The following is a 22,704-nucleotide window of genomic DNA, read 5'->3' as shown; positions in this document are numbered from 1 at the left end:
CGGCCCGGTCCTAGGATGGTGCATCGCCCAAGCCCCTGAGCAGGAGCAGATGATGAGCACATCCGAATGGCAGCGCCTGGAGCGTGACCTGCAGGCGCAGCCCGCCTTGCGCGAGGCATTGGTGCAATGCGGCAACCGGGAGAAGGCCCTCAGCCTGGCGCGGAGCCTGGGCTATGCGGTGAGCGCCGAGGACCGTCCGCCCCGCCAAGCCCTGACGGACGAGGCGCTGGACCAGGTGACGGGCGGCGTCATCCGCAACTTTCCCTACCCGTAAGATCTTATTTTTCCGAAGAATTTGTTTCACCCTGGCGTCCCGCCCCAGGCCCTGGGCGGGACGCCAACGACCAAAAGTTTTTTGGTTCTTTTTTTCAAAAAAGAACCCTTTCCCTTCCCTGTCCCAGGAGGCCTGTCCGAGAGGGGCTTTCCACCCCGCCCCAACCGGCGCGACACTCCCTCCACCAAGACGCACAGGGATGGTGGCATGAGCGAGTTGTGGCGCCTGACGGCCAGCGAGATCGCCGATCGCGTGAAGGCGCGGCAGGTCTCGGCGCGGGAGGTGGCGCAGGATGCGCTGGCGCGGCTGGCGGCGGTGAACCCCGCCATCAACGCCGTGGTGCAGGAGATGCCGGAGGAGGCGCTCGCCGCCGCCGACGCCGTGGACGCCGCCCTGGCGCGCGGCGAGGCGGTGGGGCCCGCCGCTGGCCGGCGTGCCCGTCACCATCAAGGTGAATGTGGACCAGAAGGGCCATGCCACCACCAACGGGCTGAAGATCCAGAAGGAGCTGCTGGCGGCCGAGGACAATCCGGTGGTGGCCAATCTGCGCCGCGCCGGCGCCGTGATCATTGGCCGCACCAACACCCCGGCCTTCAGCCTGCGCTGGTTCACCCGCAACACGCTGCATGGCGCGACGCGCAACCCGCGCAATCCGGCGCTGACGCCGGGCGGCTCCTCCGGCGGCGCGGGGGCGGCGGTGGCGGCGGGCATCGGCGCCATCGGCCATGGCACGGATATCGCGGGCTCGATCCGCTACCCGGCCTATGCCTGCGGCGTGCACGGGCTGCGCCCCAGCCTGGGCCGGGTGCCGGCCTGGAACCCCTCCAGCCCGGAGCGCGCCATCGGCGCGCAGATCATGGCTGTCTCCGGCCCGCTGGCGCGCAGCATCGCCGATATCCGCCTCGGGCTGATCGCCATGATGGCCGAGGATCTGCGCGACCCCTGGTATGTGCCGGCGCCGCTGGAGGGCCCGGCCGCGCCAAAGCGCGCCGCGCTCTGCGTCCGCCCCGAGGGGCTCGACACCGCGCCGGAGGTCGAGGCGGCGCTGCGCGACGCGGCGCTGCGGCTGCAATCGCAGGGCTGGAGCATCGTCGAGACGCCCTGCCCGCCGCTGCGCGAGCCGGCGCGGCTGCAGCTGCAGCTGTGGATGGCCGAATCGCGCCGCAGCGCCAATGCGGCGGTGGAGCGCGAGGCCGATCCGGATGCCAGCTTCGTCATGGCGCAGATGGCGCGGGTGGTGACGGCGCCGGATCTCGACCAGTTCCAGGACATCCTGCAGGCGCGCGCCGGCTTCGTGCGGCAATGGCAGGTCTTCCTGAAGAACTATCCGGTGCTGCTGCTGCCGGTCTCGGCCGAGCTGCCCTTCCCGGACCAGCTCGACATCTCCTCGCCGGAGGGCTTCGACCGGGTGCTGGAATCGCAGCTGGTGCAGGTCGGCCAGCCGCTGATGGGGCTGCCCGGGCTGACGGTGACCACCGGCATGGCGGGCGACAGCCCGGTCGGCATCCAGCTGGTGGCCGGGCGCTATCGCGAGGATCTGCTGCTGCAGGCGGGTGCCGCGATCGAGGCCGGTGGCGCGCCGGTCCGGCCGGCGGAGCCCATCCTGGAGCCCGCCCCCGCCGCCTGAGCGGGGCCGGGAGAGGCGGGGGCCCGGAGTGGGCGCCCGCCGCCGGCCTCAGCGGACCACCCGCTCCAGCGCCGCGATCAGGTCGCGCGGGTCGTAGGGCTTGGCCAGCACCGGCACGTTGCGGTGCCGCTCCGGCAGGCCGGCGGCGCCATAGCCGGTGGCGACGACAAAGGGCACGTCGCGCTCCACCAGCCGGTCGGCGACCGGGGTGGAGGCCTGGCCGGCCAGGTTGATGTCGAGCACGGCGGCCTCGGGTTGCTCGGCCTCGAACAGCTCCAGCGCCTCCTCCACCGTCGCGGCGGGGCCGAGCACGGAGGCGCCGGCTTCCAGCAGCGCGTCCTCGACCAGCATCGCGATCAGCGCCTCATCCTCCACCACCAGGATGCGACGCCCATTCAGTCCGCTCATGCGGTTTCCTCTTCCACCTGCGGGCCACTTGCCGGGCGGAAGCAGATCGCCGCCCGGAACCCGTCCTCCGCATACTCCATCTCGACCGAAGAGCCAGGGCCCAGCTCGGCCGGCAGGCCGCGTTCCAGCATCCGGCTGCCGAAGCCGCGGCGCGAGGGGGCGCGCACCGGCGGCCCGCCGCATTCCTGCCAGGTCAGACGGACCATGCTATCCGCCTCGCCCTTCCAGCGCACCAGGACAAGGCCCTCCGGCTGCGACAAGGCGCCATGTTTCGTGGCGTTGGTTGCCAGTTCGTGCATCGCCAGCGCCAGACCCAGCGCCTGGCGGGGGGCCAGCCAGCATTCCGGCCCCTCCAGGCTGAGCCGCGCCGGCCCGTCCCCCGCGCCGGACTGCCAGGGGGCCAGGGCGGCGCGGGCGATGTCGTCCAGGCTGGCGCCGCGCCAGGTGCGCGCCGTCAGCAGATCATGCCCGCGCGAGAGGGTCAGCAGCCGCGCCTGGAAATCGGCCAGGAAGCGCGGCATGGCGTCGGCGCTGCTGCCGGCGGTGCGCGCGGTCTGCAGCGCCAGGGAATGCACCGTGGCGAGCGTGTTCTTCACCCGGTGGTTCAGCTCGCCCAGCAGCAGTGCCTGGCGCGACTCGGCGGCCTTGGCGGCGGTGATGTCGCGCGCCAGCCCGCCGCGCCGCACGATCATCCCCTGCGCGTCCAGCATGGGGAAGCCGATGTCGCGGATCCAGCGCATGCCGCCATCCGGGCGCAGGATGCGGTACTCGGCGTCGAAGCTGCCATCGCGCTCGGCCTGGCGCCAGGCGGCCTCGACGCGCGCATGGTCGGCCGGGTGCACCGCCTCCAGCCAGAGCAGCGGCTGCTCCATCAGCCGCTCCCGCGCGATGCCCCAGATCCGCTCGAAGGCAGGGCTGACGAAATCCAGCTGCCGGCCGCTGGGGTCGGTCATCCACATCACATCCGGGCTGGCCTCGGCGAAGCGGCGGAAGCGGCTTTCCGAGGCGGCCAGCGCGGCGGCGGCCTGCACCGCGGCGGCGCGCGAGGCGGCCTGCGCCGCCACCTGGCGCGACAGCGCCTCGCGCGTCTCGGCCAGTTCGGAGACGTCGGTGACGGCGCCGATCCAGCGGCGGATGGCGCCATCGGGCCCCTCGGCCGGCAGGGCGCGCACCATGCACCAGCGCCAGCCGCCATCGGCGCGGCGCAGCCGCAGCTCGGCGGCGAAGGGGCGGCCGCGGCGCAGCGCGCGCTGCCAGGCGCGCTCGACCCGCGCCTGGTCGAGGGGGTGGACAATGCGGCCCAGCGACTGCACCGCCTGGTCGGGGGAGAGGCCGGTGAAATCCTCGACCCGCGGATTGACGTAGTCGATGCGGCCATCCGGCAGGCTGGACCAGATCACCTGCGGGATCGCCTCGGCCAGGATGCGGAAGCGCAGCTCGCTCTCGCGCAGCGCGTCGGCGGCGCGGCGCTCGGCGTCGATGTCGCTGGCGGCCAGCACGGCGCCGGTCACCTGGCCCTGCGCGTCGCGCACCGGCGCCGCGGTCAGGCGCAGCCAGACCATGCTGCCATCGCCGCAGCGGAAGCGGTATTCGCCGCCATCCGGCAGGCCGTTCTGCAGCGCGCGGGCCAGCGGGAACTCCTCCGAGGCGACGCGCTGCCCGTCCGGATGGTAGGCCTCCCATTCCTGGTCATAGGCCTCGATGCCGCGGCTCAGCCGCACCGGGCGGCGCAGCATCTCCTCCAGCCGACGGTTGCCGAGCAGCACGCGGCCCGCCGGCGCCTCGGCCAGCAGCAGGCCCACCGGCACGTTCTCCAGCACCGCCTTCAGCCGCGCCTCGCTCTGCCGCAGCGCCGCCTGCGCCGCGCGCTCGTCGCTGACATCGCGGAAGAACAGGGTCAGCCCCTCGGCCGAGGGGTAGATATCGGCCGAGATCCAGCGGCCGAGCGCCGGGTGGAAGGCGGTGACGGCCTGGGCGCCGCCCTGCTGCGCCGCCTGCCGGCAGGCGGCGCCGAAGGGCCCGTCCTCCCAGCCCGGCAGCACCTCCTCCAGCCGGCGGCCGGTGGCGTCGCGGCCGCCGGCCTGGGCGCGGGCGCGGCCGTTCAGATAGGTGACGCGGCCGGCCGCATCCAGCACCAGCACGCTGTCGGTGGTGCTCTCCAGCACCGTCTGCAGCCGCGCGGTCAGTGCCAGCCGCTCGGCCCGGAGCGCGTCGCGCTCGGCCGCCGCATCGGTGAGGGTCGCGGCGGCGGCGTCGATCTCGCGCAGGCCGGAGGGGGTATAGCCGGGCAGCGGCGCGCCGCGGCCGAAGGCCTGGGCCATGCGGCCAAGCCGGCCGAGCGGCGCGGCGATGCGCCGGTCCGCCCACCAGGCCAGCGCCGCGCTGAAGCCCAGCAGCAGGATGGCGCCGCCGACCAGCACCGGGGTCAAAGCGCGCATCAGCGCGCCGTCCAGCGCCTCGGCCGGCAGGCCGATCACCACCAGCCAGCCGGTGCCGCCGATGCGCTGCCAGGCGGCGTGCAGCGCCTCGCCCTCCAGCGAGCGGGCGCGCATCCAGCCGCGGGTGCCGGGCTGGGCCAGGATCTCGGCCAGGGTGCCGGCGGGCGGGCGGGGCTGGCCGATCTGCTCGGTGCGCGCCGGGCGGCGGGCGATGTGGCGGCCGGCGGCATCCGTCAGCAGCGCCACCCAGCCGGCGGGGATCTCCACCTCGTCCATCAGCCGGCCCCAGAAGGATTGCGGGTCGGTGCTGGCGGTCAGCAGCAGCGCCGGCTCGCCGGGGCCGGGGCGCAGCTCCTGCACGATCTCGACGCGCCAGGCGCCGCCGGGGCTGGCGGGCGGGCGCAGCGCGGCGCCGGCCAGCGGCGCGGCGGGGGAGGGCGGCCCCTGGTCGGCCTCCGCCGGGGGCGGCGGATAGGGCAGGGCGGTGTCGAAGATCAGCCGGCCCTCGGCATCGCTCAGCCGCAGCCTGGTGCCGAGCTCCAGCCTCAGGCCGGCGGCCAGGGCGTGCAGCGTGGCGTAGTCGCCCTGGCGCAGCGCCGGATGCGCGGCCAGCGCCGCCAGCTCGGCGCGCAGGCCCAGCGCCTGGCGCTCCACCGCGAAGGCCAGCTCCTGCGCCGTCTCGCGCGCCTGGGCGCTCAGATGGCCGCGCTCGGCCTCCGCCATGCGGCCGGCGATATGGCCGGCCAGGCCCCAGACGGGAAGCAGCGCCGCCAGGGCCAGGATCAGCAGGTGCTGCCGGACCGTCGGACCGCGTTCCGGGGCCCGTCGGCTCATGCCGTGGCGGCTCGCTGGCGGAAGGGGAGCATCATGCCTCTCCATGCGCCCTTGCCGGCCGCCGCACAAGGGGCGGGCGGCGGTGCCGGGCGCGGCCGCAGCATGCCATGCCGCGCGGCGGGGCGGAGATGAAAAGGGGGGCCATGGCCCCCCTTCGGTCAGGCCCGGGCCGGCCCCGGGGGGCACGGCCGGCGGGCCCGCTCAGTCGGCGTACTGGCCGGCCGCCTGGATCACCGGGCGCCACTTGGCGATATCGGCCTGCCAGAAGGCGCGATGCGCCTCCGGCGTCGCCTGGTCCTGCGGCACCGGGGCGGTGCCGAGATCGGCGAAGCGCTGCACCAGCCGCTCGTCGCGCAGCGCCACCTGCAGCGCGCGGGAGAGGCGGGTGTTGATCTCGGCCGGCGTGCCCTTGGGCGAGTAGAGGCCGTGCCACACCGTCACCTCCATGCCCGGCAGCCCGGCCTCGGCCGCGGTCGGCAGCTCGGGCAGGGAGGGCAGGCGCTCGGCGGTGGTGACGGCGAAGGCGCGCACCGCGCCGGCGCGGATATGGCTGGTGGTGTTGGTGGTCTGGTCGCACATGATGTCGACCGTGCCGGCGATCAGGTCGGTCATGGCCGGGCCGGTGCCGCGATAGGGCACGGTGGTCATCGGCGCGTCGATCGCCTTCTGCAGCAGCAGGCCGCAGAGATGGCTGGCGGCGCCGATGCCGGCATTGGCGTAGTTCACCCGGGTCTGGTCGCGCCGCACCAGCGCCACCAGCTCGGCCAGGTTGTTCGCCTGGATGTCCTTGCGGGCGATGATGGTCATCGGCACGGCGGTGACCAGGCCGATGGTCTCGAACCCGCCCACCGGGTCGTAGGAGAGGCGGCGGTACAGCGTCGGCGTGGTGCCCATGCCGATATGGTGCAGCAGCAGGGTGTAGCCATCCGGGCGGGCCTGGGCGACGCGGGCCGCGCCCAGCGTGCCGCCAGCGCCGCCGACATTCTCCACCACCACGGTCTGGCCCAGGTCGCGGCCCATCACCTCGGCCACCAGGCGGGTGACGGTGTCGGTGGGCCCGCCGGCGGCGAAGGGCACGATGATGCTGATGGTGCGGTTCGGGAAGGCCTGCTGCGCGGTGGCGGGCCCGGCCGTGAGCACAGCGAGGGCGGCGGCGGCGGCCAGGGCGGGCGCGGCCAGCACGGCCAGGGCGCGGCGTCGGAGCATGCGGATCGTTCTCCCGGATTCTGAATGTCGTTCCGGTCATCTGTCCGTCGCGCCCGCCCTGGCGTCAACAGGAAAGGCGGGTGGGGGCCGGCGGGAGGGGGCGCGCCCGGCCGCCGGGGCGGTGCCGGGCCGCGCCGGCGCCGGGCATGAAAAAGGCCGGCCGGCAGGCGCCGGTCCGGCCAGGGCGGCGCCCCGTTCCGGTGGGGCGCGCCGGGAAGCCCGGCGCGCCGCCCGGTTCAGCTGTCCATCTTGAGGGCGGCGATGAAGGCGCTCTGCGGGATCTCCACCTTGCCGAACTGGCGCATGCGCTTCTTGCCCTCCTTCTGCTTCTCGAGGAGCTTGCGCTTGCGGCTGATGTCGCCGCCATAGCATTTGGCGGTGACGTCCTTCGACATGGCCGAGATGGTCTCGCGCGCGATGACGCGCCCGCCGATCGCCGCCTGGATGGGGATCTTGAACAGCTGGCGGGGGATCAGCTCCTTCAGCTTCTCGCAGATGGAGCGGCCACGGCGCTCGGCCTGGCTGCGATGCGCCATGAAGGACAGCGCATCGACCGGCTCGTTGTTCACCAGGATGGAAATCTTGACCAGGTCGCCCTCGTCATAGCCATCCATCTGGTAGTCGAAGGAGGCGTAGCCGCGGCTGACCGACTTCAGGCGGTCGTAGAAGTCGAACACCACCTCGTTCAGCGGCAGGCGATAGACCGCCATGGCGCGGTTGCCGACATAGGTCAGCTCCACCTGCTGGCCACGGCGCTCCGAGCAGAGCGTCAGGATCGAGCCCAGATGCTCGTCCGGCACCATGATCGTCGCCTTGATCCAGGGCTCCTGGATGCTCTCGATCATGGTCGGGTCCGGCATGTCGGCCGGGTTGTGCAGGTCGAAGGTCTCGCCCTTGTTGTTCGTCAGCTTGTAGACGACGGAGGGGGCGGTCGCGATCAGGTCGAGGTCGAATTCGCGCGAGAGCCGCTCCTGGATGATCTCCAGATGCAAGAGGCCCAGGAAGCCGCAGCGGAAGCCGAAGCCCAGCGCCGCCGAGCTCTCCGCCTCGAAATGGAAGGAGGCGTCGTTCAGCCGCAGCTTGCCGAGGCTCTCGCGCAGCTTCTCGAAATCATCGGCGTCGACCGGGTAGAGGCCGCACCAGACCACCGGGATCGAGGGCTTGAAGCCCGGCAGCGGCTCGCTGGCCGGGTTGCGGTCATCGGTGATGGTGTCGCCGACATTGGTCTCGGCCACCGTCTTGATGGCGGCGTTCAGGTAGCCCATCTCGCCCGGGCCCAGGCTCTCCACCGCCACCATCTTCGGCCGGAAGACGCCGACGCTGTCCACCGTCTGGGTGGTGCCCTCGGCCATGAAGCGGATCTTCTGGCCCTTGCGGATGGTGCCGTCCTTCACCCGGATCAGGATGATGACGCCGAGATACGGGTCGTACCAGCTATCCACCAGCAGCGCCTTCAGCGGCGCGTTGGGGTCGCCCTCGGGCGCCGGCAGGCGGGTGACGATGGCCTCCAGCACGCCCTCGATGTTCAGCCCGGACTTGGCCGAGATCTCCACCGCGTCCGAGGCGTCGAGGCCGATCACGTCCTCGATCTGCTGCTTCACCCGCTCCGGCTCGGCCGCTGGCAGGTCGATCTTGTTCAGCACGGGCACGATCTCATGCCCGGCATCGATCGCCTGGTAGACATTGGCCAGCGTCTGCGCCTCGACCCCCTGGGAAGCGTCGACAACGAGGAGAGAACCCTCGCAGGCGGCGAGGGAGCGGCTCACCTCATAGGCGAAGTCGACATGGCCCGGCGTGTCCATCAGGTTCAGGACATAGTCCTGGCCGTCCTTGGCCTTGTAGTCGAGCCGGACAGAGGCCGCCTTGATGGTGATGCCGCGCTCCTGCTCCAGCTCCATGCTGTCGAGCATCTGCTCCTTCATCTCGCGCGCCGAGATGGCGCCCGTCGCCTGGATCAGACGGTCGGCGAGCGTCGACTTGCCATGGTCGATATGGGCGATGATGGAGAAGTTGCGGATACGGGACAGGGGGGTGTTGGTCATCGAGCTTCCGGCGGCCGTAGAGGGGCGGGGGAGGCGAGCCCGCCGCGCCGCAAGCACATAGGGCAAGCGGCGGCGGAATCAAAGCGGAAGGGCGACGGGCAAGGGCAGCAGAAGGGGAAGGGTTCTTTTTTGAAAAAAAGAACCAAAAAACTTTTGTCCGTTGGCGTCCCGCTTATGGCCATAGGCGGGACGCCAACTGAAAGAAGTCTTTTTGCTTCTTTTTCTTCAGAAAAAGAAGAACTTAAAAAGGCCGGATCCCTGCGGACCCGGCCTCTTCTGTCTTACTCGGCGGCCACCCGCAGCACCGGGTTGGCCAGGCGCTGGTAGAGCTCGACATAATCCTCGGCCATGCGGCGGGCGGTGAAGCGCTGCTCGAAGCGGGCGCGCACCGCGGCGCGGGGCAGCGACTTCAGCCGCGGCACGGCGGCGATCGCCTCGGCCATGCTGTTCACCGCGAAGCCGGTCACGCCCTCATCGATCACCTCCGGCACCGAGCCGTGGCGGAAGGCGATCACGGGCGCGCCGCAGGCCATCGCCTCGATCATCACCAGGCCGAAGGGCTCCGGCCAGTCGATCGGGGTCAGCAGGCCGATGGCATTGGCCAGGAAGTCGCGCTTCTGGGTCTCGTCGATCTCGCCGATGAACTCGACCAGCGGATGCGCCAGCATCGGCTTGATCTTGGTCTCGAAATAATCGACATCGACCCGGTCCACCTTGGCCGCGATCTTCAGCCGGGTGTTGGTGGCGATGGCGATCTCGATGGCGCGGTCCACCCGCTTCTCCGGCGCGATGCGGCCGAGGAAGGCGAGGTAGCCGGGCTCGGCGCCCTCGATCGGGGTCAGCAGCCGCTCCGGGAGGCCGTGATAGACGGTGCCCGCCCAGTTCGCCTGCGGCAGCGGCCGGCGCTGGTCGTTCGAGATCGAGACCACCGGCGCCTGGTTGAAGGTGTCGAACACCGGCTGCAGCTCCGGCAGGTCCAGCCGGCCATGCAGCGTGGTGACGAAGGGCACGCTCTGCCGCGAGAACAGCGGGAAGGGCAGGTAGTCCAGATGGAAATGCAGCAGGTCGAACTCATGCCGGCGGCGATAGACCTGCTCCAGCATCAGCGTCAGCGGCGCATTGGCGTCGCGCACCGAGGGGTCGAGCCGAAGCGCCTTGGCGCAGCCCGGCACCAGCTTCGCCTGGGTGATGGAGTCGCCGCTGGCGAACAGCGTCACCTCATGGCCGAGCGCCACCAGCTCCTCGGTGATGTAGGAGACGATCCGTTCGGTGCCGCCATACAGCTTCGGCGGGACGGCCTCCGTGAGGGGGGCGATCTGGGCGATACGCATCGGGCTCGTGTCTCCGTTGCTGTCCATGGCGGAACACTCGCAGCGGATTGAGGTGCCGTTCGGGCAAACTTCGCCACGATTTCGTCTTGATGCGGGTGTTCTCTCTCCAACAACGCAGATGCGGCGTGCCCTCACGCGCATGTGCTCAGGAGACGAAGGAGGCGATGCGCCCCATGCAGCCTGCCCCGCAGACTGTCACCCCCCATAGCGAGGACCAGGCCGGGATTCCCGCGGCCGGCGCGGCCATGCCCGTGGCCAGCGCGGCCCGGCAGCAGCGCCAGGCGGAGGAGGCCGCGCTGCTGCGCCTGGCCCGCCGCCCGGTCGGCTTCCTGTTCCGCCATATCCGCCCCTGGGGCGGCAGCCATGCGGCGGTGATGCTGGCGGTGCTGGGCGCGGTGGGCTGCTCGGTCGGCTCCAACTACGCGGTGAAGCACCTGATCGACACGCTGTCGGGCGGGCCGGCCTCGGCCAGCGCGGCGGCGGTGTGGACCGCCTTCGCCATCCTGGCCGGCATCATCGCCGCCGACAATCTGCTCTGGCGCGTCGGCGGCTGGATCGCGGCGGACCGCTTCCCGCGCGTCACCGCCTCGATGCGGGCCGAGCTGTTCCGCCACCTCTCCGGCCATTCGCCGGGCTTCTTCGCCAACCGCTCCGCCGGCACGCTGGCGGCGCGGATCAGCGCCACCGGCACGGCGGGCTTCACCGTGCTGCAGAACTTCACCTGGCACACCGTGCCGCCGGCGGTCGCGGTGACGCTCGCCATCGCCTTCCTGGCCAGTGTCGACCCGATCATGGCGGGCTGCCTGGTGGTGGTGGCCGGTGCGCTGGCCGTCGGCATCGCCTGGCTCGGCCGCAAGGGCGAGTCGCTGCATGACGGCTTCGCCTCCCGCGCCGCCGCGGTGGATGGGCAGCTGGTCGATGTGGTGCAGAACTTCTCCCTGGTGCGCGCCTTCGGCGCCTTCGGGCGGGAGGCGCAGCGCCTCGACACCGCGCTGGCCGCCGAGAGCGCCGCGCGCCGCACCAGCCTGCGCTACCTGGAGAAGCTGCGCCTGGTGCATGGCGTCGCCACCGCCATCCTGACCGCCATGCTGCTGGGCTGGGTGGTGCATCTGTGGCAGCTGGGCCGCGCCACCACCGGCGACATCGTCCTCGTCTGCACCCTGGGCTTCACCATCCTGCACGCCTCCCGCGACCTGGCGATGGCCCTGGTGGACCTGACCCAGTACATCGCCCGCATGCGCGAGGCGCTGGTGGCGCTCCTGGTGCCGCATGACCTGCCGGATGCCGAGGACGCCCACGCCCTGGCGGCCAAGGGCGGCCATGTGGTGTTCCGCGACGTCACCTTCCGCTACCCCTCGGCGCCCGAGGGCGCGGCGCCGGTGCTGCGCGGGCTGGAGCTCGACATCCAGCCGGGCCAGAAGGTCGGCGTGGTCGGCCGCTCCGGCGCCGGCAAGTCCACCCTGCTAACCCTGCTGCAGCGCCATGCCGCGCCGCAGGGCGGTGCGGTGACCATCGACGGCCAGGACATCGCCGAGGCGACCCGCGAGAGCCTGTCCGACATGATCGCGGTCGTGCCGCAGGATGTGGCGCTGTTCCACCGCACGGTGCTGGAGAATATCCGCTACGCCCGCCCGGATGCCACCGATGAGGAGGTGCTGGCCGCCGCCGAGGCCGCCCGCTGCCGCGACTTCATCGAGGCGCTGCCGGAGGGCTTCGACACCATCGTCGGCGACCGCGGCGCCAAGCTGTCCGGTGGCCAGCGCCAGCGCCTGGCGATCGCCCGTGCCCTGCTGAAGAACGCGCCGATCCTGCTGCTGGACGAGGCGACCTCCGCCCTCGACTCGGAGTCGGAGGCCGAGGTGCAGAAGGCGCTGGACGGGCTGATGCAGGGCCGCACCGTGATCGCGGTGGCCCACCGCCTGGCGACGCTGACCAATTTCGACCGCATCGTCGTCATGGAAGGCGGCCAGGTGATCCAGGATGGCTCGCCCGACATGCTGATGCGCCGCCCGGGCCCGTATCAGGAGATGGTGCGCCGCCAGTCGGAGGCGCTGCAGGTCGCGGCCTGAGGCTGCAACCCAGAACGTGAAGGGCCGGCGGAGCGATCCGCCGGCCCTTTTCTTATGCGAAGCCCTGCAGCACCAGCTTGCCGCGGGCGGTGCCGGCCTCCAGCCGGCGATGCGCCTCGCGCAGCGTGGGCAGGTCGATCGGGCCCAGCACCTCGCTCAGCGTGCTGCGCAGCGTGCCGGCATCGACCAGCCGCGCCGCCTCGGCCAGGATCGCGTGTTGGCGCTGCATGTCCGGCGTGGCGTAGGCGGCGCGGGTGAACATGAACTCCCAGTGGAAGCTGGCGCTCTTGCTCTTCAGCAGGCCGATATCGAGGCTCTTCGGGTCGTCGATCACGCCGATCCGCCCCTGCGGCGCGAGCGCCGCGGCGAGCGCCGGGAAATGCCCCTCCGTCCCGTTGATGGCGAAGACCAGCTCCGGCTGGGGCAGCCCGGCATCGCGCAGCGCCTGGTCCAGGGGAAGGCGATGGTCCACCACCGCATGGGCGCCCTGGGCCTTCACCCATTCCACCGTCTCAGGGCGGGAGGCGGTGGCGGTGATGTGCAGCTTCGTCCGCTGCCGCGCCAGCTGCAGCGCGATGGAGCCGACGCCGCCGGCCGCGCCCACCAGCAGCAGATGCTGGCCCTCGCCGCCGCCCTCGGCCAGGCCGAAGCGGTCGAACAGCATTTCCCAGGCGGTCAGCGTGGTCAGCGGCAGGGCGGCGGCGGCGGCGAAATCCAGGCTGGCGGGCTTCGGCCCGACGATGCGCTCATCGACCAGCTGGAACTCGGCATTGCTGCCGGGGCGGTTGATGTCGCCGGCATAGAAGACGGCGTCGCCCGGGCGGAACAGCGTTGCCTCCGGCCCGGTGGCGACCACCACCCCGGCGGCGTCATAGCCCAGCACGCGGGCCTGGCCCTCCGGTGCCGGGCGGCCGCCGCGCAGCTTCACATCGACCGGGTTGACCGAGACGGCGCGGATCTCGACCAGCAAATCGCGCCCCCGCGGCTCGGGGCGGGGCAGGTCGAGCGCCAGCAGCGCCTCGGGCGCGGTGAGGGGCAGGTTCTGGCGATGGCCGAAGGCCTTCATGGCAATGTCCTTTCTGCGCATGGCATCCGGCCCGGCATGTTTGCCATACTGGCCGCGCCCGCAAGAACGCACGCGCCTGGTGCCAAGGCACCGAAAGGGAACCATGGACCATGACCCACGCCGCCTATGATTGCTCCCCCGGCTGCCCGGTGGAGGCGACGCTGGAGCTGATCGGCGGCAAGTGGAAGGGCCTGGTGCTGCACCATCTGCTGGAAGGGCCGCAGCGCTTCAGCACGCTGCGCCGGCGGCTGCCCGGCGTGTCCCAGCGCATGCTGACCAAGCAGCTGCGCGAGCTGGAGGAGGCCGGACTGCTGACCCGCACGGTCCAGGCCAGCGTGCCGCCGCGTGTCGACTACGCGCTGACGCCGACGGGGGAGAGCCTGCGGCCGGTGGTGGTGGCGCTCAGGGTCTGGGGAAGCGCCTGGCTGGCGCGGGGCGTGGCCAAGGCAGCGTAAGAAAAGGGTTCTTTTTTGAAAAAAAGAACCAAAAAACTTCTTTCAGTTTGGCGGCCCGCCTCAGGCCGAAGGCGGGACCCAGGCTGAAAAAGTCTTTTTGCTTCTTTTTCTTCAGAAAAAGAAGATTCTTACATTCGATCCGGCAATTGCTTCGCCAGCCTTTTGGCCAGCCAGTACCCGATCAGCCCGCCGACCGGGGCGGCCGGCAGCACCAGCACCCAGCCGGCATGCACCGAATTGACCACGAGGCCGAGGCCGATGCCCAGCATCAGCCCGCCGACGAGGCTGCCGATGACCCCCGCCGTCAGCCCCAGCACCAGAATTTCCGAGCGCGTCACCATAAGGAATGCGACTAGGCAGGTCGCGCGGGTTTGACAAGCGCTCTCATGCGGCGCTAAAGGCGGCCTCCCTTCCGGGAAAGCGGGTGCAGGCACGTCCTGCGCCCCGCCCTTGGCATGGCTGCCTTGGGACTACCGGGACAAACGCAGCAGCATCCGGCCTGAAGGCTGGGGCGCTTAACAAGAAGGAGCCCGCGGCATGACCAAGCGCGCGGAAAGCAAGTACAAGATCAATCGCCGCCTCGGCGTGAACCTGTGGGGCCGCGCCAAGTCCCCGGTCGCCAAGCGCGAGTACGGCCCCGGCCAGCACGGCCAGCGCCGCAAGCAGAAGCCGACCGACTTCGGCGTGCAGCTGATGGCCAAGCAGAAGCTCAAGGGCTACTACGGCAACATCGGCGAGAAGCAGTTCCGCAAGTATTACGAGGAGGCCGTGCGCCGCAAGGGCGACACCTCCGAGAACCTGATCGAGATCCTGGAGCGTCGCCTGGACGCCGTGGTCTACCGCCTGAAGCTGGCGGTGACCCCGTTCGCCGCGCGCCAGTTCGTCAACCATGGCCACATCACGGTCAATGGCAAGCGCGTGAACATCCCCTCCTACCTGGTGCGTGACAACGACGTCATCGAGGTCAAGGAGAAGTCGAAGCAGCTCGTCGCCGTGCTCGACGCCGCCCAGTCCGGCGAGCGCGAGGTGCCCGAGTATCTCGAGATCGACCACCGCCAGATGAAGGGCCGCTTCCTGCGCGCGCCGAAGCTCTCGGACGTGCCCTACCCGGTGCAGATGGAGCCGAACCTGGTCATCGAGTTCTACTCGCGCTGATCCGGGGGCGGGGGTTTCCCCGCCTGGCCCGACACGACGAAGCCAGGCCGAGAGGCCTGGCTTTTTTTGTGCCTGCGGTCTGGCAGGCGCAGGGGCCGGGGCAGCGGCCGCAACCGCCGCGCCCCCCCGGCGGTTGCTCCTGGCCGACCACCAGGATCCCTCCATGACCACCGATCAGCTGCTCGTCTCCGGCCTCACCCTTCTGGCGCTGGCGGGCTTCGTGCTGCAGCCGGTGCGCTACGATGTGGTGGCGATGCTGCTGCTGCTGGCCCTGGTGCTGTGCGGCCAGGTGGCGCCGGAGCAGGCCTTCCTGGGCTTCGCCGAGCCCGCCGTCACCACCGTGGCCGCCGTGCTGGCCATCACCAAGGGCCTGCAATCGGCCGGCACGGTGGATCTGCTGCTGCGCCGGCTGGGCGGCATGCGCGGCCGGCCCGGCCTGCAGGTCACGGTGCAGAACGGGCTCTGCGCCTCCTTCTCCGCCTTCATGAACAATGTCGGCGCGCTGGCGCTGTTCATGCCCGTCGCGCTGCGCAACGCCTACCGGGAGGGCTACGCCCCCTCCCGCGCGCTGATGCCGCTGGCCTTCGCCTCGGTGCTGGGCGGGCTGGTGACGCTGATCGGCACGCCGCCCAACCTGATCATCTCGGCGATCCGGCGGGAACAGACCGATCTCGGCCCCTATGCCCTGTTCGACTTCGCCTGGGTCGGCCTGCCCATCGCGCTGGCGGGCATCGTCTATCTCCTGCTGGCGCGCCGCCTGCTGCCGGACAAGAGCGGCAAGACCGCCGAGATCGATGCCGGCACCTATGTGGCCGAGGCGCGGCTGGGCGCGAAGAGCCGCGCCATCGGGCTTTCGGTGCGCGGGCTGGAGGCGCTGGGCGAGGGCGATGTCACCGTGGTCGGCCTGTTCCGCGGCCCCAACCGCACCCTGGCGCCGCCTGGCGAGGCGCGGCTGCGCGAGGAGGACACGCTGCTGCTGGAGGGCAGCGCCGAGGCGCTGCGCAACCTGGTCGAGGCCGCTTCCCTGTCGCTGAGCGAGGCCGGCGCCGAAGCCGCGGAGGGGGAGGGTGCGGCGAGCGGCATCCGCGCCCTGGTCGCCGATGATGTCGATGCGGTGGAGGCGATCATCCGCCCTGGCTCGCCGCTGATCGGCCGTTCGCCGGGCGAGCTCCGGCTGCGCAGCCAGCACGGGCTGAACCTGCTGGCGGTGTCGCGCCAGGGGCGTCGGGTGGCCGACCGCATGGCGGAGATCGTGCTGCGCGGCGGCGATGTGGTGCTGGTGCAGGCGCAGCGCGACAAGCGGGCCGAGGCCTTCCAGGCGCTCGCCCTGCTGCCGCTGGCCGAGCGGGGTGTGGTGCTGGGTCGGCCGCAGCATGCCTGGCTGGCCGGGCTGCTCTTCCTGGCCGGCATCCTGGCCGTGCTGTTCGAGCTGGCGCCGGCGCATATCGCCTTCGCCGGCGTGCTGGTGGCGATGCTGCTCTGCCGCGTGCTGAAGCCGGACGAGGCCTATGCGGCGGTGGACTGGCCGGTGATCGTGCTGCTGGGCGCGCTGTTCCCGCTGGGCCAGGCGATGGAGAACAGCGGCACCATCCGCCTGCTGGTCGACAGCCTCTCGGGGCCCGCCGGCGCGCTGCCGGGCTGGGCGCTGATCGGCGCCATCATGCTGGCCTGCATGGTGCTGTCCGAGATCATGGCCAACAACGCCACGGTGCTGCTGATGGCGCCGATCGCCCTCGGCCTCGGCCCCGCCGCCGGGGTGTCGGCGGATGCCATGCTGATGGCGGTGTGCATCGGCACCTCCTGCACCTTCCTCAGCCCGATCGGCCACCAGTCCAACACGCTGGTGATGGAGCCGGGCGGCTATCGCTTCGCCGATTATCCGCGCCTCGGCGCGCCGCTGGCGCTGCTCTGCCTGCTGATCGGCACGCCGCTGATCGTTCTGGTCTGGGGCTGAGCCTCCCGGCTGATCCCCTCTGGCTGAGCCCCCTCTGGCCGCTCGCCGCCTGCCGGCCTAGCCTCGGCCGGTTGGGGAAGGGAACGAGCTGTGCCGGGATGGCTGGAAGTGCTGCGCCGAATCGGCGCGCTGGCGGCGCCGACGACGCTGATCGCGCTGCTGCAGGCGCTGGCCCAGCTGGCCGAGACGGTGCTGGCCGCCCGCCAGGGCACCGCCGCGCTGGCCGGCTGGGCGGTGGTGCTGCCCTTCGCCCTGCTGCTGCAGCAGACCTCGACCGGCGCCATGGGCGGCGGCGTGGCGGCGGCCATCGCCCGGGCGCTGGGCGGCGGCCGGCGCGACGAGGCCTCTGGCCTGGTGCTGCATGCGCTGCTGATCGCCCTCGCCTTCGCGCTGCTCTTCGCCCTGCCGCTGGCGTTTTTTCCCCGTGCCATCCTGGGTGCCATTGGGGGGGAGGCGGCGGCGGGTGCGGCTTCCCTCTACTGCGCCTGGCTGTTCGGCGCCGGCGCGCTGCCGGTCTGGCTGGCCAACACCCTGGCCTCGGTGCTGCGCGGCGGCGGGCAGCACGCGCTGGCGGCGCGGGTGCTGACCATCGCCTGGATCCTCTATCCCGTCCTGGCCTGGCTGCTGGCCGAGCCGGTGGGGCTGGGCCTGGCCGGGCTGGGCATCGGCTTCGCCGCGGTGTTCTGGGGCGCCGCGCTGGTGCTGGCGCGGCAGGTGCTGGGGGGTGGCGCCGGCTTCCTGCCGCGGCTGCGCGCCCGGCCGCAGGCGCTGCTGTTCCGCCGCATCCTCTCGGTCGGGCTGGTGGCCTGCGCGCTGGCCTGCATCGCCAATGCCACCACGCTGGTGGTGACGCGCCAGCTCGCCGCCTATGGCCCGGTGGCGGTGGCGGCCTATGGCATCTCGGCGCGGCTAGAATTCCTCACCGTGCCGCTGGTCTTCGGGGTCGGCTCGGCGCTGACGGCGCTGGTGGGGCGCGCCGCCGGGGCCGGGCAATGGGCGCTGGCGCGGCGCACCGCCTGGGCGGGGGGCCTCATGGCGCTGCTGCTGGCGGGGGTGGCAGGGCTGGCGGTCGGGCTGATGCCGGGCGGCTTCGCCCGGCTGTTCACCGCCGACCCTGCGGTGCAGGCGCTGGCGGCGCTGGCGCTGTCCTATACCGGCCCGGCCTTTGGCGGCTTCGGCCTCGGCATGGCGCTGTATTTCGCCTCCATGGGGGCGGGGCGGATGCAGTGGCCGGTGGCCGCCGCCCTGTCCCGCTTCGGCATCGCGACCCTGGGCGGCGCGGCGCTGGCAGGCGCCGGCGGGATGGGCATGGAGGGGCACTTTTTGGGTGTGGCGCTGGGTATCACCGCCTATGGGCTGGTCACCGCCGCCTCGGTCCGCCAGGGGGTGTGGCGGGAGCGGGCGGCCTAACGACGCCTCAGGCCTGGTGCCCTAGACGGGCGCGCGCAGCCGGCGGCGCTGCCAAGCCATGGCCAGCACCACCGCCACCAGCGCGCCGGAGGCCAGCGCCACGGCCAGGTTGAAATCCCGCCCCGCGGTGTTGGCGTAGAGGATGGCGATCAGCGCCCAGGCCACGGCGGCGGCGTACCAGAGCGCGCCGCGCGCCGCCCAGAGCACGCCGAGCGTCAGCCCGCCGGCGGCCAGCAGGATCAGCACCGCCGCCACGGTGTGGCCGACGCCGCTCGGCGGAAAGGCGCCGCTGACCAGCGCGGCGCCGGCGATGTTGGCGAAGGTGGCGACCGAGACCCAGCCGGCCAGCATCCCCACCAGCGGGTGGATCAGCCAGCGCTGCACCCGCCCGCCCTGCGGCAGCCGCAGCTCGATGAAGAAGGCGGCCAAGGCGGCCGCCAGCACGCCGAGGATCACCAGCACCAGATGCCAGCCATTCTCGGTGAGCTGGCTCAGCACCATCCACAGGATGGAGAAGCCGAAGGCGGCGGCCAGCGGCCAGCCGAGGCGCCGCGCCGCCAGCGAATCGCGCCCGGCGGGCAGCGCCTGCCAGATGCCCCAGGCGATGCTGAGCGCGAAGAGCAGCCCCCAGATGGAGAAGGCATAGCCCTGCGGCACCACGGGGGTCTGGCTGCGCGCCGACATCTCGGCCTGGGTGTGGCCGATGCCGAAGAGCGGCGCCATCGCCCCCACCAGCGGCTGCGCCAGCGGCAGGACGAGGTTCAGGATGGTGCGGAGCTTGTCGCTGGTCATGCGGAATTCTTCCCCCTGGCTGCCCCATAACCGCCGGCGGGGCGCCGGGTTGTCCACCCGGCCCGCCCAGCGCAGGCTGAGGCATAGGTGGGCGGGCGCTTTCAGCGCGCAAGAAAAAAGCCGGGGCGTCGCCGCCTCCGGCCTGGTCGTCTCGCGCCAATGGGCCGGCCCGTTTCAGGCGGCGGCCTGGTGCGGGATGCCCTTCTCGTCCAGCAGGGCGGTCAGCTCGCCATTCTGGAACATCTCCAGGATGATGTCGCAGCCGCCGACGAACTCGCCCTTCACATAGAGCTGGGGGATGGTCGGCCAGTTGGTGAAGGCCTTGATGCCCTCGCGGATCTCCATGTCCTCCAGCACGTTCACGCCCTTGAAGGGCACGCCGACATGGGACAGCACCTGCACCACGCGGGCGGAGAAGCCGCATTGCGGGAAGACCGGCGTGCCCTTCATGTAGAGGACCACCGGGTTCTCGGTGATCTCGGCCTGGATACGCTCGAAGACGGGGTTGCTCATCGGGGTCATCCTTCAGGGGGCGGAGGTCTGCAGGGCCAGGGCGTGCAGCGCACCGCCCATCCGCCCCTGCAGCGCCGCATAGACCAGCTGGTGCTGCTGCACGCGGGAACGGCCGCGGAACGCCTCGGACACGACGGTGGCGGCGTAGTGGTCGCCATCCCCCGCCAGATCCTCGATCGTCACCTGGGCGTCGGGCAGGGCCGCCTTGATCAGGGCTTCGATTTCGGCCGCGGGCATCGCCATGGCTTGGTTCTCCTGTCCTGACCTTACTGCGCCATCAACTCGGGCAGGAAGCGCTCATGCGCCGCCCGCAGATCAGCGACGGAGATGGTGACGGCGCCCTGCACCACCAAGTCCCCCCCGCCGGAACGGCCAAGCTTCATGGCCGGCACGCCGGCGGCGCGGGCGGCCTCGATCAGCGCCGCGCCGTCGCGCACGGCCACCACATAGCGGCCCTGATCCTCGCCATACCAGAAGGCATGGGCGGGCAGGCCGGCCGGCGCCGGGTCGAGCGTCGCGCCCACGCCGCCTTCCATCGCCATCTCGGCCAGCGCCACCAGCAGCCCGCCATCGGCCACATCATGGCAGGCCAGCACGGTGCCGTCCTGGATGCGGGCGCGGACGAAATCGCCATTGCGGCGCTCGGCGGCGAGGTCGACGGGCGGCGGCGCGCCCTCCTCACGCCCGGCGATCTCGCGCAGCCAGAGGGACTGGCCGAGCCAGCCGGCGGTCTCGCCCAGCAGGACCAGCTCCTGGCCCTCGCGCAGGCCATAGCCCACGGCCTTCGCCGCATCCTCGATCACGCCCACCGCGCCGATGGCGGGGGTGGGCAGGATGCCCTTACCCTCGGTCTCGTTGTACAGGGAGACATTGCCGGAGACGACGGGGAAGTCGAGCGCGGTGCAGGCGCTGGCCATGCCGCGCACGCTGGCGGCGAACTGGCCCATGATCTCCGGCTTCTCGGGGTTGCCGAAATTCATGTTGTCGGTGATCGCCAGCGGCAGGGCGCCGGTGGCGGTGATGTTGCGCCAGGCCTCGGCCACCGCCTGGCGGCCGCCTTCCTCGGGGTCGGCCACGCAGTAGCGTGGCGTGCAGTCGGTGGTCATGGCCAGCGCACGCTGGCTGTCCTCCAGCCGGACGATGGCGGCGTCCGCCGCACCCGGGCGCTTGACCGTCTGGCCGCCCACCGTGCTGTCATACTGGTCCCAGATCCAGCGGCGGGAGCAGAGGTCGGGGCTGCCCACCAGGGTCAGCAGCGCCGCCTGCAGCCCGGCCGGGTCGGCCACCGTCGCCGCGTCCAGCACCGGCTGCTTCGGCGTCTCGGCCGTCGGGCGGTGGTAGAGGGGGGCCTCGCTCTCCAGCGGCGCCAGCGGGATGTCGGCCTCCAGCGCACCGTTGTGGCGGATGACGATGCGGCCGGTATCGGTCAGATGGCCGATGACGGCGAAATCCAGCTCCCATTTGCGGAAGATCGCCTCGGCCACATGCTCCTGGCCGGGCTTCAGGATCATCAGCATGCGCTCCTGGCTCTCGGAGAGCATCATCTCATAGGCGGACATGCCCTCCTCGCGCTGGGGGACCTTCTCCATGTCCAGCTCGATGCCGACACCGCCCTTGCCCGCCATCTCGACGGAGGAGGAGGTGAGGCCGGCCGCGCCCATGTCCTGGATGGCGACGATGGCGTCGGTCGCCATCAGCTCCATGCAGGCCTCGATCAGCAGCTTTTCCGCATAGGGGTCGCCGACCTGCACGGTCGGGCGCTTCTCCTCCGAATCCGCGCTGAATTCGGCCGAGGACATGGTGGCGCCGTGGATGCCGTCGCGCCCGGTCTTGGAACCGACATAGACCACCGGATTGCCCACCCCCGCCGCCGCGCTGAGGAAAATACGGTCGCGCGGGGCGATGCCGACGGTCATGGCGTTGACCAGCGGGTTGCCATTGTAGGAGGGGTGGAAATTGACCTCGCCGCCCACGGTGGGCACGCCCACGCAATTGCCATAGCCGCCGATGCCGCGCACCACACCGTCGAGGATGCGGCGGGTCTTCGGATGGTCCGGCGCGCCGAAGCGCAGCGCGTTCAGGTTGGCGATGGGCCGCGCGCCCATGGTGAAGACGTCGCGCAGAATGCCGCCCACGCCGGTGGCCGCGCCCTGATAGGGCTCGATGAAGCTCGGGTGGTTGTGGCTTTCCATCTTGAAGATGGCGGCCAGCCCCTCGCCGATGTCGATGACGCCGGCATTCTCGCCCGGCCCGTGGATCACCCAGGGCGCCTTGGTCGGCAGCTGCCGCAGCCAGACCCGGCTGGATTTGTAGGAGCAATGCTCCGACCACATCACCGAGAAGATGCCGAGCTCGGTGAGGGAGGGGGTGCGGCCGAGGATGGCCAGGACGCGCTCGAACTCATCCGGCTTGAGGCCGAACTCGGCGGCGAGTTGCTGGGCGCGGGCGGGGGCGAGGAGGGCGGGCGTGGGGTCCGACATGAGCGGCTTTTCGGCAGGGATGGGCCGCTTGTCCAGAGGAAGCATCGTCATGGCCACCCCAACCGGGTTGCGCGGCTGATCCGCGCGCGGCCTGCGGCGGCGCGGTGCAGCCATTGCAGGCTGCGCAGCCTTTCTTTCAGGGCGCCGCGCCGGCCCCAGGGGGCGGTGTGCGGGGCCGGAATTGCGATGCGAGCGAGGGTTTCGGACAAAAGCGGATCGGGCAGCAGCCAGGGCGGGCCGGGCAGCGCCGCGCGCAGGCCGAGGCTGCGGATCAGCCGGTTGAAGGCGAGGCCCAGGATGCGGTGGGCGCGGCGGCAGGCGTGCAGGATGCGCTGGCCCAGGCCCCAGAGCGGATGGGACGGCGCAGAATCGGCGAGCGCCTGCAACAGCCTTTCCCACAGGCCCGCATGGGTGAGGCGGCGGAAATAGCGGGCGACGGTGTCCGCTTTGCCATACTCCGCCGGGAGGTCACGCCAGGGGCGGTGGGTGGTGGCAATCAGGAAAATCCCCTCCATCCGCTGGCGGAGTTCCTTCAGCGGGCGGCCCTGGGGCGAGCGGTGCAGCAGGTAGGGGAGGAGCGCGGCCCATTCGAGGTCCGTCATCCGCTGGCGGTTGGGGGAGGGCGGCGGCAGGCGGGAAGGGTAGGTCGC

Annotated in this window: 19 protein-coding genes; 7 read left to right on the top strand and 12 right to left on the bottom strand. The window is 71.6% G+C overall.

Annotation, left to right across the window (positions count from 1 at the left end):
* The first annotated feature begins 52 nt into the window (after positions 1-52).
* Positions 53-274 (top strand): Nif11 family protein, encoded by a 222-nt coding sequence (locus tag QE401_RS14605; protein ID WP_307138899.1) that lies wholly within the window; start codon positions 53-55, stop codon positions 272-274.
* Between the two features lie 433 nt (positions 275-707).
* A complete protein-coding gene (locus QE401_RS14600; RefSeq protein WP_307138898.1) occupies positions 708-1,901 on the top strand; it encodes an amidase in 1,194 nt (397 codons plus the stop codon).
* A gap of 48 nt (positions 1,902-1,949) precedes the next feature.
* Here the strand turns inward: QE401_RS14600 and QE401_RS14595 are convergent, their stop codons facing one another.
* From QE401_RS14595 to QE401_RS14575, 5 genes are all read right to left on the bottom strand, one after another.
* Positions 1,950-2,309, bottom strand: a complete 360-nt coding sequence (locus tag QE401_RS14595; protein WP_307138897.1) for a response regulator — start codon at positions 2,307-2,309, stop codon at positions 1,950-1,952.
* Entirely contained in the window at positions 2,306-5,581 is a 3,276-nt protein-coding gene (locus QE401_RS14590; protein WP_307138896.1) for a PAS domain S-box protein, read from the bottom strand. Before QE401_RS14590 ends, QE401_RS14595 begins: the two co-directional genes overlap by 4 nt.
* A gap of 201 nt (positions 5,582-5,782) precedes the next feature.
* Positions 5,783-6,787 carry a tripartite tricarboxylate transporter substrate-binding protein gene (locus QE401_RS14585; RefSeq protein WP_307138895.1) on the bottom strand — a complete coding sequence of 335 codons (1,005 nt, stop codon included), beginning with the start codon at positions 6,785-6,787 and terminating at the stop codon, positions 5,783-5,785.
* A 236-nt stretch (positions 6,788-7,023) separates the two neighbouring features.
* Positions 7,024-8,829: a translation elongation factor 4 gene (gene lepA, locus QE401_RS14580; RefSeq protein ID WP_307138894.1), complete on the bottom strand. Its 1,806-nt coding sequence runs from the start codon at positions 8,827-8,829 to the stop codon at positions 7,024-7,026.
* A gap of 281 nt (positions 8,830-9,110) precedes the next feature.
* Positions 9,111-10,160 carry a glycosyltransferase family 4 protein gene (locus QE401_RS14575; RefSeq protein WP_307138893.1) on the bottom strand — a complete coding sequence of 350 codons (1,050 nt, stop codon included), beginning with the start codon at positions 10,158-10,160 and terminating at the stop codon, positions 9,111-9,113.
* A gap of 245 nt (positions 10,161-10,405) precedes the next feature.
* Between QE401_RS14575 and QE401_RS14570 the strand changes: the two genes are divergently transcribed.
* Complete coding sequence (locus tag QE401_RS14570) at positions 10,406-12,229, top strand: ABC transporter ATP-binding protein (protein ID WP_307138892.1); 1,824 nt, start codon at positions 10,406-10,408, stop codon at positions 12,227-12,229.
* 52 nt (positions 12,230-12,281) lie between these two features.
* On the opposite strand, the gene QE401_RS14565 is transcribed toward QE401_RS14570, so the two are convergent.
* Positions 12,282-13,295 (bottom strand): zinc-binding alcohol dehydrogenase family protein, encoded by a 1,014-nt coding sequence (locus QE401_RS14565; RefSeq protein ID WP_307138891.1) that lies wholly within the window; start codon positions 13,293-13,295, stop codon positions 12,282-12,284.
* Between the two features lie 110 nt (positions 13,296-13,405).
* On the opposite strand from QE401_RS14565, the gene QE401_RS14560 reads away from it, so the two are divergent.
* Positions 13,406-13,750: a winged helix-turn-helix transcriptional regulator gene (locus QE401_RS14560; RefSeq protein ID WP_307138890.1), complete on the top strand. Its 345-nt coding sequence runs from the start codon at positions 13,406-13,408 to the stop codon at positions 13,748-13,750.
* A gap of 128 nt (positions 13,751-13,878) precedes the next feature.
* Here QE401_RS14560 and QE401_RS14555 read toward each other — a convergent pair whose 3' ends face one another.
* Positions 13,879-14,091, bottom strand: a complete 213-nt coding sequence (locus QE401_RS14555; RefSeq protein ID WP_307138889.1) for a hypothetical protein — start codon at positions 14,089-14,091, stop codon at positions 13,879-13,881.
* 196 nt (positions 14,092-14,287) lie between these two features.
* Here QE401_RS14555 and rpsD point away from each other — a divergent pair, with 196 nt between their 5' ends.
* The 3 genes from rpsD to QE401_RS14540 all read left to right on the top strand — a co-directional run bounded on the left by rpsD (position 14,288) and on the right by QE401_RS14540 (position 18,269).
* Positions 14,288-14,905, top strand: a complete 618-nt coding sequence (gene rpsD, locus QE401_RS14550) for a 30S ribosomal protein S4 (RefSeq protein ID WP_271137173.1) — start codon at positions 14,288-14,290, stop codon at positions 14,903-14,905.
* 163 nt (positions 14,906-15,068) lie between these two features.
* Positions 15,069-16,859 (top strand): SLC13 family permease, encoded by a 1,791-nt coding sequence (locus QE401_RS14545; protein WP_307138888.1) that lies wholly within the window; start codon positions 15,069-15,071, stop codon positions 16,857-16,859.
* 90 nt (positions 16,860-16,949) lie between these two features.
* Positions 16,950-18,269 carry an MATE family efflux transporter gene (locus QE401_RS14540; RefSeq protein ID WP_307138887.1) on the top strand — a complete coding sequence of 440 codons (1,320 nt, stop codon included), beginning with the start codon at positions 16,950-16,952 and terminating at the stop codon, positions 18,267-18,269.
* Between the two features lie 21 nt (positions 18,270-18,290).
* Here QE401_RS14540 and QE401_RS14535 read toward each other — a convergent pair whose 3' ends face one another.
* The 5 genes from QE401_RS14535 to QE401_RS23000 all read right to left on the bottom strand — a co-directional run bounded on the left by QE401_RS14535 (position 18,291) and on the right by QE401_RS23000 (position 22,656).
* Positions 18,291-19,061: a hypothetical protein gene (locus QE401_RS14535; protein WP_307138886.1), complete on the bottom strand. Its 771-nt coding sequence runs from the start codon at positions 19,059-19,061 to the stop codon at positions 18,291-18,293.
* A gap of 174 nt (positions 19,062-19,235) precedes the next feature.
* Positions 19,236-19,574 (bottom strand): Grx4 family monothiol glutaredoxin, encoded by a 339-nt coding sequence (grxD, locus tag QE401_RS14530; RefSeq protein WP_040612575.1) that lies wholly within the window; start codon positions 19,572-19,574, stop codon positions 19,236-19,238.
* Positions 19,575-19,586: 12 nt separating this feature from the next.
* Positions 19,587-19,817, bottom strand: a complete 231-nt coding sequence (locus QE401_RS14525) for a BolA family protein (RefSeq protein WP_099096022.1) — start codon at positions 19,815-19,817, stop codon at positions 19,587-19,589.
* 23 nt (positions 19,818-19,840) lie between these two features.
* On the bottom strand, positions 19,841-22,054 hold the full coding sequence (purL, locus tag QE401_RS14520) for a phosphoribosylformylglycinamidine synthase subunit PurL (protein WP_307138885.1): 2,214 nt from the start codon (positions 22,052-22,054) through the stop codon (positions 19,841-19,843).
* 47 nt (positions 22,055-22,101) lie between these two features.
* Positions 22,102-22,656 carry a transposase gene (locus tag QE401_RS23000; protein ID WP_373461445.1) on the bottom strand — a complete coding sequence of 185 codons (555 nt, stop codon included), beginning with the start codon at positions 22,654-22,656 and terminating at the stop codon, positions 22,102-22,104.
* Between the last annotated feature and the right edge of the window lie 48 nt (positions 22,657-22,704).

The sequence above is a fragment of the Pseudoroseomonas cervicalis genome, assembly GCF_030818485.1.
GTDB classification, from domain to species: domain Bacteria; phylum Pseudomonadota; class Alphaproteobacteria; order Acetobacterales; family Acetobacteraceae; genus Pseudoroseomonas; species Pseudoroseomonas cervicalis_A.
Note: the sequence above shows the minus strand (reverse complement) of the source record. Positions and strands in the feature narration are given on the sequence as shown.